Source organism: Parasphingomonas halimpatiens (genome assembly GCF_036663795.1).
Lineage (GTDB): Bacteria > Pseudomonadota > Alphaproteobacteria > Sphingomonadales > Sphingomonadaceae > Sphingomonas.
Map to the genome: position 1 here is coordinate 1 of NZ_JAXOJP010000057.1, position 17,464 is coordinate 17,464.

General features: G+C 65.5%; 14 protein-coding genes. 6 read left to right on the top strand and 8 right to left on the bottom strand.

Features of this window, described 5'->3' with window-relative positions; translation table 11 throughout:
* Nucleotides 1-287: 287 nt before the first annotated feature.
* The 3 genes from U1839_RS25480 to U1839_RS25490 all read left to right on the top strand — a co-directional run bounded on the left by U1839_RS25480 (nucleotide 288) and on the right by U1839_RS25490 (nucleotide 5,151).
* The gene (locus tag U1839_RS25480; protein WP_332806366.1) at nucleotides 288-788 is read left to right on the top strand and encodes a MarR family winged helix-turn-helix transcriptional regulator; all 501 of its coding nucleotides are present in this window, start codon (nucleotides 288-290) and stop codon (nucleotides 786-788) included.
* Nucleotides 789-852: 64 nt separating this feature from the next.
* The gene (locus U1839_RS25485) at nucleotides 853-3,129 is read left to right on the top strand and encodes a TonB-dependent receptor (RefSeq protein ID WP_332806367.1); all 2,277 of its coding nucleotides are present in this window, start codon (nucleotides 853-855) and stop codon (nucleotides 3,127-3,129) included.
* Nucleotides 3,130-3,279: 150 nt separating this feature from the next.
* Entirely contained in the window at nucleotides 3,280-5,151 is a 1,872-nt protein-coding gene (locus U1839_RS25490) for a CocE/NonD family hydrolase (protein WP_332806368.1), read from the top strand.
* Nucleotides 5,152-5,325: 174 nt separating this feature from the next.
* Here the strand turns inward: U1839_RS25490 and U1839_RS25495 are convergent, their stop codons facing one another.
* From U1839_RS25495 to U1839_RS25515, 5 genes are all read right to left on the bottom strand, one after another.
* Nucleotides 5,326-6,096 carry an ABC transporter permease gene (locus U1839_RS25495; protein WP_332806369.1) on the bottom strand — a complete coding sequence of 257 codons (771 nt, stop codon included), beginning with the start codon at nucleotides 6,094-6,096 and terminating at the stop codon, nucleotides 5,326-5,328.
* Complete coding sequence (locus U1839_RS25500) at nucleotides 6,093-7,034, bottom strand: ABC transporter ATP-binding protein (protein ID WP_332806370.1); 942 nt, start codon at nucleotides 7,032-7,034, stop codon at nucleotides 6,093-6,095. Before U1839_RS25500 ends, U1839_RS25495 begins: the two co-directional genes overlap by 4 nt.
* A 57-nt stretch (nucleotides 7,035-7,091) precedes the next feature.
* Nucleotides 7,092-7,814, bottom strand: a complete 723-nt coding sequence (locus U1839_RS25505; protein ID WP_332806371.1) for a DsbA family protein — start codon at nucleotides 7,812-7,814, stop codon at nucleotides 7,092-7,094.
* Nucleotides 7,814-9,178, bottom strand: coding sequence for a M48 family metalloprotease (locus U1839_RS25510; RefSeq protein WP_332806372.1), 1,365 nt, complete (start codon nucleotides 9,176-9,178; stop codon nucleotides 7,814-7,816). Before U1839_RS25510 ends, U1839_RS25505 begins: the two co-directional genes overlap by 1 nt.
* Before the next feature lie 105 nt (nucleotides 9,179-9,283).
* The gene (locus U1839_RS25515) at nucleotides 9,284-12,082 is read right to left on the bottom strand and encodes an Rne/Rng family ribonuclease (protein ID WP_332806379.1); all 2,799 of its coding nucleotides are present in this window, start codon (nucleotides 12,080-12,082) and stop codon (nucleotides 9,284-9,286) included.
* Nucleotides 12,083-12,613: 531 nt separating this feature from the next.
* Between U1839_RS25515 and U1839_RS25520 the strand changes: the two genes are divergently transcribed.
* Together U1839_RS25520 and U1839_RS25525 are read left to right on the top strand one after the other, a co-directional pair.
* Complete coding sequence (locus tag U1839_RS25520; protein ID WP_332806373.1) at nucleotides 12,614-13,837, top strand: N-acetylmuramoyl-L-alanine amidase; 1,224 nt, start codon at nucleotides 12,614-12,616, stop codon at nucleotides 13,835-13,837.
* Nucleotides 13,838-13,927: 90 nt separating this feature from the next.
* A complete protein-coding gene (locus U1839_RS25525) occupies nucleotides 13,928-14,185 on the top strand; it encodes a hypothetical protein (RefSeq protein ID WP_332806374.1) in 258 nt (85 codons plus the stop codon).
* A gap of 123 nt (nucleotides 14,186-14,308) precedes the next feature.
* Here U1839_RS25525 and U1839_RS25530 read toward each other — a convergent pair whose 3' ends face one another.
* The 3 genes from U1839_RS25530 to U1839_RS25540 form a co-directional block, all read right to left on the bottom strand.
* Nucleotides 14,309-14,992: a UPF0149 family protein gene (locus tag U1839_RS25530; protein ID WP_332806375.1), complete on the bottom strand. Its 684-nt coding sequence runs from the start codon at nucleotides 14,990-14,992 to the stop codon at nucleotides 14,309-14,311.
* A 36-nt stretch (nucleotides 14,993-15,028) separates the two neighbouring features.
* A complete protein-coding gene (locus U1839_RS25535) occupies nucleotides 15,029-15,190 on the bottom strand; it encodes a hypothetical protein (protein WP_332806376.1) in 162 nt (53 codons plus the stop codon).
* 141 nt (nucleotides 15,191-15,331) lie between these two features.
* Nucleotides 15,332-16,663, bottom strand: coding sequence for a DUF418 domain-containing protein (locus U1839_RS25540; RefSeq protein WP_332806377.1), 1,332 nt, complete (start codon nucleotides 16,661-16,663; stop codon nucleotides 15,332-15,334).
* A gap of 189 nt (nucleotides 16,664-16,852) precedes the next feature.
* Between U1839_RS25540 and U1839_RS25545 the strand changes: the two genes are divergently transcribed.
* Nucleotides 16,853-17,266, top strand: coding sequence for a hypothetical protein (locus tag U1839_RS25545; protein ID WP_332806378.1), 414 nt, complete (start codon nucleotides 16,853-16,855; stop codon nucleotides 17,264-17,266).
* Nucleotides 17,267-17,464 lie beyond the last annotated feature (198 nt).

Sequence of the window (17,464 nt, forward strand, 5' to 3'; positions counted from 1 at the left end):
GGGAACGATCCATCGAAAGCTCGACCGCATGGGCAACCATCGCCAGCATCCGCATGATCACCCGCAGAATCGCAAGAGTCTCAATCAGTTGAGAAACTTTTGAATCAGGCTCTTACAGGCAGAAACTAAGCGGCAACAATGCGACCCGCGTACGACCGAAGCGAGCGAAGCACGGACACAGCGCCACTTCCGCATCCTCAAACCGCCACGGAGCGTATCGAAAGATACAATAGAACTTGCACGAAACCGTATCGCCAGATACAAATTCGCTTGGGAGGGAAGACGGCATGATTCTAGCCGACATCGTTGGCTATCGGCTCGACATGGTGCGCTGCGCGGCGTTGCGCAGCCTTTACCGGCGCCTCGCCGGCAATCCGCTGCGCCCGGCGGACACGACCGCGCTGCTTCTCCTCCGGGATTCGCCGGGATGCGATCAAAGCGCACTGGGCCGGGCCCTGGCGGGCAATCGATCGGTCGGGATGAAGGTCGCCAGCCGGCTCGAGGCACGTGGCTACGTCCAGCGGCGCGAGGGCCGCGACCGCCGCAGCAAGGGCCTCTACCTGACCCCGGTGGGGGAAACGGCGCTGGCGGAGGTACTTCGCCACCATGAGCGGGCCGAGTTACTACTCGCAACCTACCTCACCCCGCGCGAACGCACCGTACTGCTCACCCTGTTGGACAAGGTCGAGCGCGCCGTCCTCGAAGAGGAAAACACCCTGGCGGGCCAGGCCAGGGCAGCACACGCCGCCTTGCCAGTCGTCGCGCCCGCCGGAAGCGGATCGGCCTAACCTACGTCGCACCACCCAATCTGAACCGACAAAAAAAAGAATAGTTTCCAGGAGGATAATAGAAGTGATCATCAAATCGGCACTGAAAAGTTCATCGGCGCTCGCCATCGCCTTGTCGTTTCCGGTGGCAGCGCTAGCGCAGTCCGCGCCAGCGAACGGCCCTGCCAGCCAGACGCCCCCGGCCGCGCCAGGCGCCGCTGCGCCGGATAGCGGCATCGGCGATATCGTCGTCACCGCCCAGAAGCGCGAAGAAACATTGCAGCGTACCGCAGCCGCCGTTCAGGTGATCAGCAGCGCGTCACTGGTCGATCGCGGCGTGACCGACATCGTCCGCCTGCAATCGCAGGTTACCGGCCTGATCATCCAGCCATCGCGCCAGAGCGTCTACATGTTTTCGCGCGGCCTCGGGCAGGCCGATGCGCAGTACCAGACCTCGCCGGCAATCGAGATGCAGGCGGACGGCCTGACCCTGCCGCGCTCAGGGCAGCAATTCGCCCTGTTCGACATCGGCAATATCCAGGTCCTCAAGGGGCCGCAGGGGATTCTCTACGGGCGCTACGGGATCGGTGGCGCGGTGCTGGTCGGTTCCAAGCGTCCGACGTTCGATCGCATGAAGTTCGAGGGCAGCTTCGAGACCGGCAATTACGGCCTGCTTCATGGCTTTGCCGCAGCCAACCTGCCGGTCAGCGACAGCGCCGGCTTCCGCGTGGCGGTCGATTACAACAAGCATGATGGCTACGTCACCAATGGCGAGAACGATCTCGACCAGATTTCGGGCCGCATCAGCTTCCAGGCAAATGCGACCGACCGGCTGTCGATCTTCCTTTCCGCGACCGGCATGCACCGCAGCGGCCACGGCTTCGCCCAGGTCAATTTTCCGCGGCCGACCGAGGCGAATGGCGATCCCTATGTCGTCCTGCCGGTGCCACAGAGCGGCACCGTGGGCGCCGCCAATTTCGACGACTGGCACAATCGCGGCTTCAATCGCGAGAAGTCGTACCTGTTCAACGGCGAGCTGATCTACGACCTGACCGACGACCTGAAACTGTCCTACGTCACCGGCTATTTCAGCCACAAGGGCGCGCAGGTGAACGCCTTCCAGAACAAGCCGGGCGCGACCTTCGTCAACTATGCCTCGACCTATTATGTCGAGGATTCGTGGGATCTGCAAAACGAGCTGCGGCTGAACTTCGACCGCGACGGCTTCAACGTCGTGGTCGGCGCGCTGCAGCACCGGTTCGAGGCGCAGGACAATGTCGTGCAGGCGGCGTACAAGGCCGGGCCGCTGATCAACGGGCCGCACAGCCCGACCGAGAGCAACTACGCGATCTTCGGCGACATCATCGTGCCGGCCGGCGAGTCGCTGCGCTTCGAGCTCGGCGCGCGCCAGTCATGGGACATCAAGCACGACAGCGGCTTTCTCAGCGGACAGCCGGTCGACATCAACGGCTCCAACTTCGCGGACTTCACCAACTTCTCGTGGAAGGTTGGCGCCGAGTTCGATGCCGCCAAGCATGTGATGATCTATGCCAATGTCCAGACCGGCTATCTTCCCGGCGCCTATCAGACCGCGACCCAGGCGGTGCTCAACAATCTCGGGCTGAGCCGGCGCTACGACTCGCAAAAGGTCACCGCCTATCAGCTGGGCGTCAAGTCGCGCTTCCTCGACAATCGCGTGCAGCTGAACGTCGAGGGCTTCTATTACAAGTACAACAACTTCCAGGTCACCCAGCGCGTGCCCGATCCGGTCGTTCCCGGCGGCTTCCAGTCGCCCTACGCCAATATCCGCCGGTCGCGCATCTACGGCGCCGATATCGACCTCAATGCCCAGGTGATCCCGGGCGGCACCGTCACGGTCGGGCTCAGCCTGCTCAACACCCGGATCCTCGACAGCGGCTTCACCCAGCTCGCCGTGCTGCAACCCAATGGCACCTTCCAGCTCGTCGCCGATCCCAGCCTGCGCGGCTACGACCTGCCCTTCTCGCCGAAGGTGACGCTCAATCTCGGCTATGAGCAGATCATTCCGCTCGGCAATGACGGGAAGCTGGTAGGCAATGTCGGCACGCATCACGAGAGCGGCAAATATCTCGACTATACCCGCTCGGCGGTGTTCCCGGGCCGCCACCCCGCCTTCTGGAAGACCGATGTCTCGCTGACCTACAAGGCGCCCGGCGATCGCTGGACGCTCAGCATCTGGGGCCGCAACCTCGAAAATTCGGCGACCTTTTCAGCCTTCACCCCCGCCCAGCTGAAAAGTGCCGGCGTGGTGATCGGCTCCTATGCCAATGTCTATATCGACTCGCCGCGCACCTATGGCGCTCGCGTCGGGGTGAGTTTCTGAGCCCTTAGACGCGCAAATCATCGGGGCCTGGGGCGTGCTGCCTCAGGCCCTCGACCCGAACGTCACATCGCCACAGGCGGCCCGGCGCGCGCCGATTGACACCGCGCCCCCCTGCCGCACACCATGCGCTCGTCCCGGTCAGGAGAGTTCATGCGATATCTTCATCTCGGCTGCGCGGTCGCCGCGCTCTGCGCCCTTGCCGCGCCGCTCTCGGCCGGCCGACCGCAGGCCGCCCCCGCCACCCCGGCCGCCGAACAATCGCCCTATCTTTTCGAGGAGGTGATGGTGCCGATGCGCGACGGTGCGCGAATGCAGACCGTCATCATCCGCCCCCGCAACCAGATCGGCCCGCTGCCGATCCTGTTCCAGCGCACGCCCTATGGCGTCCCCGGCAGCCCGCCAAAATCGGTGCCGCGCAGCTGGGCGGCACTCGACAAGGATGGCTATATTTTCGTCTTCCAGTCGATGCGTGGGCGCTTCAAGTCCGACGGCGTCTTCACCCTTTCCACCGCCGTTCACCCCAATGACCCCAAGGCAGTCGACGAGGCGACCGACGCGTTCGATTCGATCGCCTGGCTGGTCAAGCATGTCCCGCAGAACAGCGGCAAGGTCGGCATGTGGGGCATCTCCTATCCCGGCTTCGCCGCCGCCATCGCGCTTGCCCATCCCCACCCTGCGCTGAAGGCCGTCAGCCCGCAGGCGGCGTGGATCGACTATTGGCAATCGGACGATCTCCACCGCAACGGCGCGCTGCGACTGAGCTACGCGACCGACTGGGTTTCTTCGCTCCAACTCGACAAGACGCAGAACAAGGACTTCGAATATAACGATTTCGACACTTACAACTGGTTCTTAAGAGCGGGTTCGGCGGGCGATATCGAGGCGCGCTATTTCAAGGGCAAGGTGCCGATGTTCACCGCCCTGCTCGACCACCCCAATCATGATGCTTTCTACACCGGCCAGCGCTGGAGCGACCTGCTCGGCAAGGTAACGGTGCCGACGCTCAACGTCGCGGGTTACTGGGACCAGGAGGACCCGTGGGGCTCGTGGCAGATCTATTTCAAACAACAGCAGAACGATCCCGACCAGCTCGCCTCGATGGTCGCCGGCCCCTGGGCGCATGGTTGGTGGAGCCGCCCCGGCACCGATGCGCTCGGCCGCGTGCCGTACGGCGTCGACAGCGCGACGCAGTTCCTCGAACAGGTCCAGGCGCCGTTCTTCGCCTATTGGCTGCACGACAAGGGCAGCAAGCCCGACGCCGAGATCCGCAGCTTCCAGAGCGGCTCCTGGGCGTGGAAGAGCTACGTCGCCTGGCCGCCCGCCAGCGCCGCGAGCACCAGCCTATACCTTCGCGCCGACGGCACCCTGTCGTTCGCTGCTCCTGCCACCGGCGAGGGGTGCCGCGACTTCATCTCCGACCCCGCCAACCCGGTCCCGTTCCGGCCGCGCCCGATCTCGCCGACCTATCCCGGCCCGGAATGGTCATGGTGGGAAACCGAGGACCAGCGCTTCGTCGATCACCGCCCCGACGTGCTGAGCTATGAAACCGCGCCGCTGGCGCAGGACCTGACGATCACCGGCCATGTCGCGGCGCAGCTGATGGCGACGACCACCGGCACCGACAGCGACTTCGTCGTCAAGCTGATCGACGTCTATCCCGACGATGCCGAAAAAATCCCCGACCAGCGCAAGCAGGGCGATTATTATCGCTCGTTGAACGGTTACCAGCTGCCGATCGCGATGGACGTCCGGCGCGGCCGCTTCCTCGCCAGCGACATCGCGCCGCAGCCCCTGGTGCCCGGCAAGGTGATCAGCTGGGACGTGCCGCTTCGCGAGCACGACCATGTCTTCCTCAAGGGCCACCGCGTCATGGTGCAGATCCAGTCGAGCTGGTTCCCGATGATCGACCGCAACCCGCAGAGCTTCGTCCCCAACATCGCACGCGCGAAACCGGCGGATTATGTGAAGGCGACACAGCAGGTGTGTGCCGGCTCGAAGGTGATGCTGCCGGTCGTCAAGTGATCCTCCCTCTCCCCTTAATGGGGAGAGGGTCGGGGAGAGCGGTGGCCACAGGCGATGGCGTTTGTGGCAGCCCCTCTCCCCAACCAGCATCGGGTGAACGGCGCCCCGCGCCGTTCAGGTCATGCCGGGGGCATGACCGACCCGATGCTCCCCACCGGGGAGAGGGAGAAGAGCTCAGTTCTTCAGCCGCCACCCGGTGCGGAAAATCCACCCGACAATCCCGAGACACAGCACGAGAAAGAACGCCGTCACGCCGAGGCTGATCCCGACGCTGACATCGCCCTTGTCGAAGAACGCCCAGCGGAATCCGCTGACCAAATAGACCACCGGGTTGAACAGGCTCACCGTCCGCCATGGCTGGGGCAGCATGTCGATCGAGTAGAACGCCCCGCCGAGAAAGGTCAGCGGCGTGATCAGCAGTGCCGGTACGAACGACAATTGCTCGAAGCCCTTGGCCCAGATGCCGATGATGAAGCCGAACAGGCTGAAGGCGAGGCTGGTCAGCACGAGGAAGGCCAGCATCGCAAAGGGATGCGCGATGTGCAGCGGCACGAAGAAGCCCGAGGTGGCAAGGATGATCAGCCCGAGCACGACCGACTTGGTCGCCGCCGCGCCGACGAAGCCGACGACCATCTCCATCGCCGTCACCGGTGCCGACAGCAGCTCGAACATCGTGCCGGTGAATTTCGGAAAATAGATGCCGAGCGAAGCATTGGATATGCTCTGCGTCAGCAGCGACAGCATCACCAGCCCGGGCACGATGAAACTGCCATAGCCCACCCCGCCGACCTGCTGCATCCGCGATCCGATCGCCCCGCCGAACACGATGAAATAGAGCGCTGTGGTGATCACCGGTGTGACCAAACTCTGCCAGATGGTCCGCAGCGCGCGCGCCATCTCGAAGCGATATATCGCCCAGACGCCGTTATAGTTGATCCCGCTCATGCCGCATGCTCCGCCCGGTCGTTCGCGACGAGATCGACGAAGATATCCTCGAGCGAACTCTTCGAGGTCTCCAGATCCTTGAAGCCGATGTGCAACTCGCCCAGCTTGCGCAGCAGCGACGGGATGCCGGTGCGCTCGGCCTGCGCGTCGAACAGATAAAGCAATTGCCGGCCCTCATCCGTCAGTTCGAGATGCCACTCGGCCAGCTCGGCGGGCACCGCCGCCATCGGCTCCTGCAGGCTGACGAGCATGCGCCGCTTGCCCAGCTTGCGCATCAGCGCCGCCTTGTCCTCGACCAGGATCAGTCGGCCCTTGTCGATCACCCCGACGCGGTCGGCCATTTCCTCGGCCTCCTCGATATAATGCGTCGTCAGGATGATCGTCGTGCCCTTCTCGCGCAGCCGGTGGACCAGCTTCCACATGTCGCGGCGCAGCGCGACGTCGACGCCGGCGGTCGGCTCGTCGAGGAACAGAATCTCGGGCTCATGGCTCAGCGCCTTGGCGATCAATACGCGGCGCTTCATCCCGCCCGACAGCTCGGCGACCTTGCTCTTGCGCTTGTCCCACAGCGACAGGTCCTTGAGCACCTGTTCGATATAGGCGTCGTCGGCCGCCTTGCCGAACAGCCGCCGGCTGAACTTGACCGTCGCAAGCACCGTTTCGAACATGTCGACCGACAGTTCCTGCGGCACCAGGCCGATCAGCCGCCGCGCGGCGCGGAAATCGCCGATCGCGTCATGCCCCATGACCGTGATGGTGCCGGCGGACGGGCGGACGATGCCGCAGATGATCGAGATGAGCGTCGTCTTGCCCGCGCCGTTCGGCCCGAGCAGCGCGAAAATCTCGCCCTTGCGGATGTCGAGATCGACCGGGTCGAGCGCGCGAAAGCCGGTGTCATAGGTCTTGGCGACCCCGGCGACCGAGATGATGCTGTCCATGAAATCCCCTTGTCGCGCTTAAATGGGGAGCGGCCGCGCTGCTCGCAAGCGCAGCAATCAGCGGCCGGCGCGCGCCTCGGCGATCGCCGCCTGCAGCGTTTCGAGCGGCATCGCCGCGGAAATCACCTTGTCGCCGATCACCCAGGTCGGCGTACCGCTCGCGCCGATTTCGCGCGCGACGTGCATGTTGCGCGCGAGCTCGGCATCGGCCCGCGCCGCGCCCGCCGGAAGCTTGGCGGTATCGACCCCGGCTGATTTCGCCGCGGCCGCCATGCTCGCGGGCGTCACGGGACCGCCGTCATAGAGTGCGGTATGGAAGGCCATGAACTTGCCCTGCTCGGCCGCCGCGAGACTGAGCTTGGCCGCGTCGCCGCTCTCCGCGCTCAGAATCGGCCACTCACGGTACACCACGCGCAGCTTCGGGTCGCTCGCCAGCAGTTTCGCGACGATCGGCAGGGTGGCGCGGCAATAGCCGCAATTATAATCGAAATATTCGACGATCGTCAGGTCGCCCTTGGGGTTCCCGGCCCATGCCCCGGCATAGGGCTCGAAGATCGCCTTGCGGTTCGCCGCGACCGCCGCCGCGCTCATCCGCACGCGCGCGCTGTCGATCAGCCCGCTCAGCATCTCGGGATGATCGAGCACATAGCCGCGCGCCTGCGCCTCGCTGATCGGCGCGCTCGTGCCGGTCAGCCGCGCGCCGCCCCGCATCGCCCCCGCCCCGACCAGCGCCGAGGCCGCCGCGACCAGCGCCAGCGTCCTGCGTGACACCGCCATCATCAGCGCCGGCGCTTATATTTGTCGGGGTTGTCGTCGATCTCGTTCTGCGCGGTCAGCGCAATGTCCTGCGCGCGGATCCAGTCGCTCGAATTGGGCGGCAGCCCCTGCATCGCGTTGCGCGCGGTGAAAGCAGCGGTGCGCACATCGCCGTTGAGGCTCGCGGTCTCGGCGGTCGCCAGCATCGCGCGCGGCTGATCGCCGGTCAGCTCATAGACGGTGCCGAGCTGATACCAGGCGAAGGGATTGTCGTCGTCGCGCGCGACCGCGCTGCGCAACACCTTCACCGCTTCGGGGTAATTGGCCTTGTCCTCGGTCGCGATCAACGCATGGCCGAAGGTCGTCGCGATCAGCGGCGCGTTGCGCGACTTTTCGGTCGCCGCGCGGAGCGGCGCCAGCGCCTCCTTCGGCCTGCCCGCCTCGAGCAGGATCTGCCCCTTGATTTCGAGGAAATAAGGGTCCTCGGGGTCGGCCTTGACCAGCGCATTGGCCTCGGCATCGGCACGGTCCGGGTAGCCAGCCTTGTGCCACGCATAAGCGCGGGCATAATGGCCGTAGATCGTCTGATCGGTATCGGGATAGGCGTTGAGCGTCTGCTGATAGGGCGCGACATAACCCATCAGCTTGGCCTTCACCCGCAACAGCCGCACGTCGAGCGACGGGTCGGGCGCCTTGTTATAGGCCGGCGAGTTGACCACATCGGCGGTCAGTGCGGCAACGCGGTCGCCGGACAGCGGATGGCTCTGTGCATAGGGGTCGATGTTCGACAGGCCATAAGCATATTCCTCATTCTGCAGCTTCTTGAAGAAGGTCAGCATGCCCTTGCCGGTAATGCCGGACTCACGCAGGAACTTGGCGCCCGTCGCGTCGGCGGTGGCCTCCTGCACGCGGCTGAAGGCGAGATATTTATATTGCGCGGCAGTCTGGCCGGCGGCGAGGATGCCTGCCCCTGCATCGCCCGCCCCGGCCGCGATCGCCGCGATGCCGAGCACCAGCGAAAGGATCGAGATGCCCAGCGCCGGCTTCGCCCCGGCATCGCCCAGCACGACATGGCCGTCGGCGATATGGCCGAGTTCGTGGGCAATCACGCCCTGCACCTGGTTGGCATTGTCGGCGACCTTGAGCAGGCCGGAATGGACATAGACGGTCTGCCCGCCGACGACGAAGGCATTGATCGAATCGTCGTTGATCAGCACGACCTTGACGTTGTTGGGTGAGAGGCCCGCCGCCAGGATCAGCGGCCGCGACATGTCGGCGAACAGCGATTCGGTCTCGGCGTCGCGCAGGATCGACTGCGCCGCGGCGGGCTGCACCCACAACATCATGGCGGCGGCGAGAGCCGAGATGAACCGATTCAGCCTGCGCATGTCGCCCGCCTTATCCTGTTTGTCGCGTTCATCGCCACCATCCCTCGCCCGGTCGGGCTGAACCGGGGGTGAAGGGGCGCGACGGGCGCGCCCCTTCCCTGCCCTTTACGCGCCGAAGGTGCGCTGCCACCAGCCCCGGCGCGGCGAGCCCGCCTCGCCCGGATCGGCATTCTCGTCGGCATCTGCCTCGGCATCCGAAGCCAGCGCGGCAGGCTTCTGCACGGCCGGCGTCGGCGCGGATTCGATCGGTGCCAGCGCCGGCGCCTCTTCGGCCGCGACATCGGCAACGGCTTCTAGCGCGGCCTCGGCCGCCTTGCGACGCGGTGCGCGGCGCTTCGGCTTGGCTTCTTCCGTCGGGGCTTCCGCGACCGGTGCTTCCTCGGCGACCGGCTCAGGCGACACCGCGACAACCTCGACCGGAGCGGCCTCGGGCGCGGCCTTTTTGCGCGAGCGCTTCGGTTTGGCGGCCGGCTCGGGCGCTGCTTCGACGGCTTCGGCAACCTCGACCGGCGCAGCGACGGGTGCCGCCACGGCGGCTACCGCATCGGCAGCCCGGGCGCGCGGACGGCGACGGCCCTTTTTGGGCGCCTCCTCCTCGACGACCGGCTCCGGTGCGACTTCGGCCGGGGTCTCGGCCTCAGCTTCCGCCTGCACGACATCTTCGCCCGACGCTTCGCCGGCTTCGCCTTCGGCCCGCTCGCCCTCCGGGCGACGGCCACCGCGACGACCGCGACGACCGCGACGACGACGGCCTTCACCGCGCTCGCCGCCCTCGCCTTCGGCACCGGCCTCGCGCGGGGCTTCTTCACCCTCGGCCTCGACCTCGACGTCGCTCTCGACACCCTCGTCATCTTCGGCAGCGTGGGTTGCATCGCCCTCGGCGTCGCCCGAGCGGACATCGCCTTCCTCGCGATTGCGACCGCGACGGCCGCGACGGCGGCGGCGCTTGCGTCCCTCGGCGCGCTCGGCCTCGGTGCCCTCGCCCCGTTCCTCACGCGGCGGACGCGCGGCGCGCGGTGCCTCGACCTCCTCCTCTTCTTCTTCCTCGATCTCGTCCTCGATATCCTCGGGCAGATCGTCGTCGATCTCCTCGATCGGCGCGTCGAAGCGCGGCGCGTGCGCCGGCGGCGGTCCGGAGACCTCGACCGACATGCGCGCGCCTTCCTGCTCGCCATCGGGCACGATCTCGACGAACACGCCGTAACGGTCCTCGATCTCGGCCAGTTCGGCGCGCTTGCGGTTGAGCACGTAAACCGCCGCTTCGGTGCTGGCGCGCAGCAACAGCTGCGACCCGCGCCCCTGCGCCGCCTCGTCCTCGATCATGCGCAGCGCCGACAGCCCCGCCGACGAGGCGGTGCGGACCAGGCCGGTACCCTCGCAATGCGGGCACTGGCGCGTCGATGCCTCGAGCACGCCGGTGCGCAGCCGCTGGCGGCTCATCTCCATCAGCCCGAAGCTCGAGATGCGGCCGACCTGGATGCGGGCGCGATCGTTCTTGAGCGCCTCCTTCATCGCCTTCTCGACCTTCCGGACATTGGAATTGTTGTCCATGTCGATGAAGTCGATGACGACGAGGCCGGCCATGTCGCGCAGCCGCAGCTGGCGGGCGATCTCATGCGTCGCTTCGAGGTTGGTCGCGGTCGCGGTCTGCTCGATATTATGCTCGCGCGTCGAACGCCCCGAGTTGATGTCGATCGACACCAGCGCCTCGGTCGGGTTGATCACCAGGTAACCGCCCGACTTTAGCTGCACCACCGGGTGGTACATCGCCGACAGCTGGTCCTCGACATGCGCGCGCTGGAACAGCGGCACGGGGTCGGAATAATGCTTCACCCGCCGTGCATGGCTGGGCATCAGCAGCTTCATGAAGTCCTTGGCCTGGCGATAGCCTTCCTCGCCCTCGACGATCACCTCGTCGATCTCGCGATTATAGATGTCGCGAATCGCACGCTTGATCAGGTCGCTGTCGCCATAGACCAGCGCCGGCGCCGACGATGACAGCGTCGTCTCGCGAATGCCGTCCCACAGCCGCGCGAGATAGTCGAAGTCGCGCTTGATCTCGACCTTGGTGCGCTGCAGCCCGGCGGTGCGCACGATGCAGCCCATCGACGCGGGCAGCTTCATGTCGGCCATGATCGACTTCAAACGCTTGCGGTCGCCCGCGTTCGAAATCTTGCGGCTGATCCCGCCGCCATGCGACGTGTTGGGCATCAGCACGCAATAACGGCCGGCGAGGCTCAGATAGGTGGTCAGCGCAGCGCCCTTGTTGCCGCGCTCTTCCTTGACGACCTGGACCAGCAGCACCTGGCGGCGCCGGATGACGTCCTGGATCTTGTAGCGACGGCGCAGGTTCATGCGACGCTCGCGCAGATCCTCCACCGCTTCGTCGGAGCCGCCACGGCGACGGCCGCGTCCGCGACCACGGCCGCCCTTGCCGCCATTTTCCTGCTCGGCGGCGATATCGGGATCGAGCCCGCCATCGTCCTCGAAACGCTCGACCGTCTCCTCATCGGGGTCGCGATCGTCGTCATGGCCGTCATCGCCGTGATAGTCGTCGTCGGCGAATTCCTCGCCGTGCAGCTCGTCATCCGCGTCCTGCTCGGCGCGCAGCGCGGCCTCCTCGGCGGCGTGCTCGGCCTCTTCGCGCAGCAGCGCCTCGCGATCCTCCTTGGGGATCTGATAGTAATCGGGATGGATTTCGCTGAACGCCAGGAACCCGTGGCGATTGCCACCATAATCGATGAACGCCGCCTGCAGCGACGGTTCGACACGGGTTACCTTGGCGAGATAGATATTGCCCTTGAGCTGCTTGCGCTCGGCAGATTCGAAATCAAACTCCTCGATCCGGTTCCCTTTGACGACGGCCACGCGGGTTTCTTCCCGGTGGCGTGCGTCGATCAGCATACGCATGGTCATGTAATAGTCTCCGGGCGCGCGGTCCGGACGCTGTCAGCGCTAGCCGCGCGCGATGTGGGTGCAGCCTCCCGTCGGCGAACGCGCCGGCCGGAAGGATGAAGTTGGTGAACGCCTCTGCTCGCACCGCACGTCCGGGCCGGTGGCCCAGGACACCTCGCACGCCCGCGTCCCGATCGGCGAGTGCCGAACGGTGTGCGGGTGCGAGGAAATACGGCATGCGAACGTCAACCTGGATAAACCGCGACGGAGAAAGCCGGGGCGGCCGTTGGTGTCGAACGGCGAAAAACAGTCGCTTGTTCGAGCATTTTGATGACTAGCACCCAATGAGCGGCGCAGCAACCGGCACGTTTTTGCCGCCTTGCCGGCAATTTCATGCCTACTTGCCGGTTAACCCCGTCGTTTCACCGTGAGGTCACGGCCGCCCGGCTAACCCGGCCGCTGTTATTGAATCCAAGCGGGAACATCTCGCCCATGCCTTTTCTCTGGACCCGCGCCCCCTCGGCACGGCATTGTAGCCCTGTGTCATTCCTTCTCGCCCTGCTGGCCTGCTGGTTTGCCGGCACGCCCGGATGGGCCGCTACCGTGCAGCATGTCGACATCAAGAGCGACCGTATCGTCGTGCGCTTCGATCAGAGCGTCGCCGATGCGTCGGCGTTCCTGCTCGCCGGGCCGACGCGAATCGCGCTCGATGTCGATGGCGCCACGCCGGGGCGCGATGCGGAAGGGTCGGGGCTTGTCGCCGGGGTACGCCAGGGCTGGCATGGCGGCGGCGCACGCATCGTGTTCGATCTCGCCCGCCCCGCGATCGTGACCGAGGGCGTGTTCGGCCGCGACGGTCGCGAGCTGACGCTCGAATTGCGCACCGTCGACGATGCCGGCTTCGCCCGCGCCGCGGCCGAAGGGCGGCTGCGCTTCCTGCCGCCGTTCAGCTTCGGCGGCGAGGCGCCGGCGCGACAATATGAGGTGACCCAGGCCGTCCCGACGCCGAGCCGCACGCTGGCGCTGCCGCGCATCTATGGCGACGATGACAGCCGACCGCTGGTGGTGATCGACGCCGGGCATGGCGGCGTCGATCCCGGCGCGATCTCGCCGCTCGACGGGCGCCGCGAAAAGGACGTCACCTTGCGCATCGCCCGCGCGATCCGCGACGAGCTCGTCGCCTCGGGCCGGGTGCGCGTCGCGCTGACGCGTGAGGACGATCGCTTCCTCGTGCTGCAGGAACGCTACGGCATCGCGCGCAAGCTCCACGCCGACCTGTTCATCTCGGTCCACTGCGACAGCGTCGGCGCCGGCACCGCCTCGGGCGCCTCGGTCTACACCCTGTCCGAAGTCGCCTCCGACAAGGAAGCCGCGCGGCTCGCGGCGCGCGAGAACAAGGCCGACATCATCTCGGGCGTCAACCTCGCCTCGACCACCGCCGACATCTCGTCGATCCTGATCGACCTGACGCAGCGTGAGACGATGAACAACTCGGCGAGCTTCGCCCGCCTGCTCGGCCGCGAGGCGCAGCCGCTGATCCCGGTCAAGCCCAACTTCCACCGCATGGCCTCGCTGATGGTGCTGAAGGCACCCGACATGCCATCGATCCTGTTCGAGACCGGCTATATCTCCAACCCGACCGACGCGGCGTTCATCGACTCAGCCGACGGCCGCAAGCGCATCGCCGAAAGCATCCTGCGCGCGGTCGAAGTGCACTTCGCGCGGCGGCTGGCATCTAACGACGGCGGCAGTCCGACGAACTAGGCTTGGTACCTGTAACCTGAGGATAGCATTGCGTTGCCCTTGGCACCGATGTCGTTGTCACCGCCGACGGCGATCAGGTAGATCGGCGCCATGACAATCGTTTATGATCTTTGGTTCGAGCGCGAATATCCCGATCATGAGGATACCGAGCTGCACATCGGCATCTACGCAACCGAAGCCGAAGCGGCGGAAGCAGTCGATCGTTTGCGCGATCAGCCAGGATTTCGCGACTTTCCCGAAGGCTTCAACATCCACCCCGTAACACTCGGCGTGACCGGGTGGCGGGAAGGCTTTGTGACCGAGTTCATACCGGCAAAGGAGTTCGACGCGACAGATCGACCCGCGTAATCGCAATCCGCGTCACAGTTACGGTGACGCAATACTAAACTACCCTATGAACCACAGATCGTCACGTTCACGTCGTCCCCACCCGGGCTTGCGTCGAACGGACCATCGCCACCGCAACAACCCTCAGTTCAACCCGCAGCACTTCTTGTACTTCTTTCCCGATCCGCACGGGCACGGGTCGTTGCGCCCGGTCTTGCCGCGCGTTACCGGGCCGGCGGCCGGCGCGGCGAGCGGCCCCTGATCGAGGCGCAGCCGCGCATCGTACAGCGTCTCGACCAGTCCCGGAATCAGGCCGGGCGCGCTTTGCGTCATTTCCTCGCTCGTCTCCGCCGAAAGGTCGCTTTCCCCCCGGGCGATCTCGATCAGGACGACCAGGCACGAAAATGCCGCGGCGGCGTCCTCGTCGAAGCCCCGGACCATCGCGGTCCAGCTTTCCGGCCGTAGTTCGATCGCCGCCGCGAAACCCTCGACCCATATTTCCCACAGGGTCTCGTCATGCCGCGTGTCGACGTCGTAGATCGCGGCATAGTCGCCCTGCCGGCGGTGCAACGTCGTCGCCACGTCATTGTAGTGATCGGTCACCATCGCGATCAGCCTGCGCGCATCGGCCAGGTCGTCGAACACCGGTTCGCCGCCCTCTTCCTCGCCCCATACCCATGACAGCCATTCCCCGGGCATGACGAGGTCGGGGCAGACCAGCAGGCCGGCGCAAAACCCGTCGAACTCGCTGAGCCCCATCGCCTCGTCGGACGGGAGATCGAGCAATGCCGCATCGAGCTTGCGCAGCTTGGAAGACAATTTCGCCATCGTACGTCACGTCCCGTTCCGAGTCACCGAACGCCGTCAGATTGAATCTTCGCGACCGATTATCAAACCGTTGAGTGTCAGAGCAATCATCGAAAGGACGAATCCAACCACGAAGCCAACACCAGATAGATAATGCGCCACCACGCCCACAAGAGCTGAAACAACGACCCAAATCAGCAGATATTTCAGCCTTTCCATTTCGGTGGCATCCGCAGTCTTTCTGCAATAGGTTGAATTTACATTGTCCCTCGTAACAAGCCCGGTATCAGTGCCGCTGCATCCGGTTTGACGAATCTCGAATCGAGGGAATCTTACCGCATCTAACCCGAAATGCCGCTATCAACCGGCAACAGCCACCAAGCTCATCCGCTTCCGCTGGAACCGCAGCATCCGCCACCCCGCAAGCGAGCGCCATGCCCACTCCACCGGCGCGACCTCGAACCGCACCACCCACCAGTTCGCCACCACCAGCAACAGCGCGTCGATCGCCAGCGCGGTCAGCATGAAGCCGGCCCAGCCCATCTTGCCGTACAGCCCCAGCGCGAAGGGCGGATAGAGCAGCCACAGCCCGATCAACGACTGGCAGATATAGAGCGACAGCGCGGTGCGCCCGGCGGCGGTGAAGGGCGACAGCAGCGCCCGCCCGCGCGCCGTGCCGAGCAGCAGGTGGATCAGCGCGACATGCCCGAGCGTCATCGCCACCCGGGCGAGCTCGTTCGTCGACCATTCGATCGAGATGCCGTCGCCGAACTGGCTGGTCTGCCACGCGCCAATCGCGCGCAAGGGGATTGCGAGGCCATAGCCGACGATCAGCATCCCGCCGTAGAAGCGTGCGCTGCGCTGCCCCGACAATATCCCCATCCGGAACAACGCGGTGCCGATCAGCATCGTCGCGCCGGCCTCCCACAACCACATCAGCGGCGCACCGCGGCCGAGCAGCATGGTGTAGATGCCGATCAGCGCCGCGCGCCATGACGCGAAGCTACCCGAACGCGCGTCATTTTCGACCGCGATCATGTGCTTCTGCTCCGCAACCTTCGCATGCCATTTATCGTTGCTCTTGACCGCCTTTGCCTCGTCGGCGGTCACCGGCTGTCCGGCGGCGCGATGCTGCGCGGCGCTGGCGACCAGGGCATTTTCCTGCGCCACGCTGCGCACTTCGCCCGCACCCGTCACCAGACTGTAGACCATGAAGGTCACGCCGAGCAGCAACTGCCAGCGCGGCCGCAGCCGCCGCAGCGGAAAGACGATCAGCGCAGTCAGGCCATAGATGTGCAGGATGTCGCCCGGCCACAGCAGGATAAAGATATGCACCATGCCGAAGGCGGACAGGATGAGATTGCGCACATAATAACGCCGCACCCCGGCCCAGCGGCCCGCCGCCGCGGCGGTCCGGTCGGTCAGGATCACCATGCCGGCGCCGAACAGCATTTCGAGCATGCAGCGTGCCGTGCCGTCGGCGACGATCTGGCGCAGGAACCAGGCAATCTGGTCCGGCACGGTCCAGCCGAGCAGCAGCGCCCAGCCATGCCCGGCGTTCATCGAACCACCCATGCCGTCGATGTTCATGAACAGGATGCCGAGAATGGCGATGCCGCGCATGATGTCGAGGCTGGCAATACGCGGCGCGCCGTCGGGCTCGCGCGCGTCGGCGATGGCATGTTCGGTCACGTCGGTGGCTCCCCCCAGAGTCGCGACAAGTATAGCGGGGGCCCTCCACACTACAACTGCCCGGAAAAATCGCCGCGACAGACGATATTTGTCATCCGTACAGTCGTTTGACGCCCTACTTGCTCTCCGGTCGTTTTTTGGCGAAATTGGCGCTCGGGGAAGCGATATTGGCGATCGGGGGATGACGGGATGGCCGAAGAACAGAAATCGCGACTGACCAATATCATCGGGCTCGTCACGGCACTCAGCGGCCTGGTCGCCGGGCTTATTGCGCTTTCCGGCGCGATCAAGCCCATCTTCTTCAGCGCGAACGCAAGCGCATCCACCGCCGGCCCGGCCACGCTGCCCGCCACGGCCAACGCCGCCGCGCCCGCGCCGCAAGCGTTCGTCGCGGGCGCGCCGGGCGTGGCGCGGCCTCAGGCGGCGCTACGGCGGACGGGCGGCGGCGCGACGATTACCGGCAACACCGATGTCGGCGGCGCGGCCGATCATGGTGACCACGCCGCCACGTCGGGCAGCGAGGAACCCGCCACCCACCACGAGGAACCGGCAACCGAGCCGGCCAGCACCGACTCGCACAAGGCGCAGGACACGGAGGAATAAGGATCGGGTATCGGCAGGATCACCCGCCGCTGTCGGCCGGTGATTCAAACATGGTATTTCGGGGACGCAAGGTATTTCGGTATTTCGGGGACGTGGCGTAATTGAGGTAGCCATCCTCCTGCATGATACGGAGTCGCCTGGCAGGTGCTCCAAGGCAGGAGGATGACCGATGTCGATTTATGCTGGATTGGATGTGAG

Excerpts from the sequence above, each read along its gene's own strand:
- U1839_RS25480 (WP_332806366.1), top strand. The coding sequence starts at position 288 with ATGATTCTAGCCGACATCGTTGGCTATCGGCTCGACATGGTGCGCTGC.
- U1839_RS25490 (WP_332806368.1), top strand. The coding sequence starts at position 3,280 with ATGCGATATCTTCATCTCGGCTGCGCGGTCGCCGCGCTCTGCGCCCTT.
- U1839_RS25495 (WP_332806369.1), bottom strand. The coding sequence starts at position 6,096 with ATGAGCGGGATCAACTATAACGGCGTCTGGGCGATATATCGCTTCGAG.
- U1839_RS25500 (WP_332806370.1), bottom strand. The coding sequence starts at position 7,034 with ATGGACAGCATCATCTCGGTCGCCGGGGTCGCCAAGACCTATGACACC.
- U1839_RS25505 (WP_332806371.1), bottom strand. The coding sequence starts at position 7,814 with ATGATGGCGGTGTCACGCAGGACGCTGGCGCTGGTCGCGGCGGCCTCG.
- U1839_RS25510 (WP_332806372.1), bottom strand. The coding sequence starts at position 9,178 with ATGCGCAGGCTGAATCGGTTCATCTCGGCTCTCGCCGCCGCCATGATG.
- U1839_RS25515 (WP_332806379.1), bottom strand. The coding sequence starts at position 12,082 with ATGCTGATCGACGCACGCCACCGGGAAGAAACCCGCGTGGCCGTCGTC.
- U1839_RS25525 (WP_332806374.1), top strand. The coding sequence starts at position 13,928 with ATGACAATCGTTTATGATCTTTGGTTCGAGCGCGAATATCCCGATCAT.
- U1839_RS25530 (WP_332806375.1), bottom strand. The coding sequence starts at position 14,992 with ATGGCGAAATTGTCTTCCAAGCTGCGCAAGCTCGATGCGGCATTGCTC.
- U1839_RS25535 (WP_332806376.1), bottom strand. The coding sequence starts at position 15,190 with ATGGAAAGGCTGAAATATCTGCTGATTTGGGTCGTTGTTTCAGCTCTT.
- U1839_RS25545 (WP_332806378.1), top strand. The coding sequence starts at position 16,853 with ATGGCCGAAGAACAGAAATCGCGACTGACCAATATCATCGGGCTCGTC.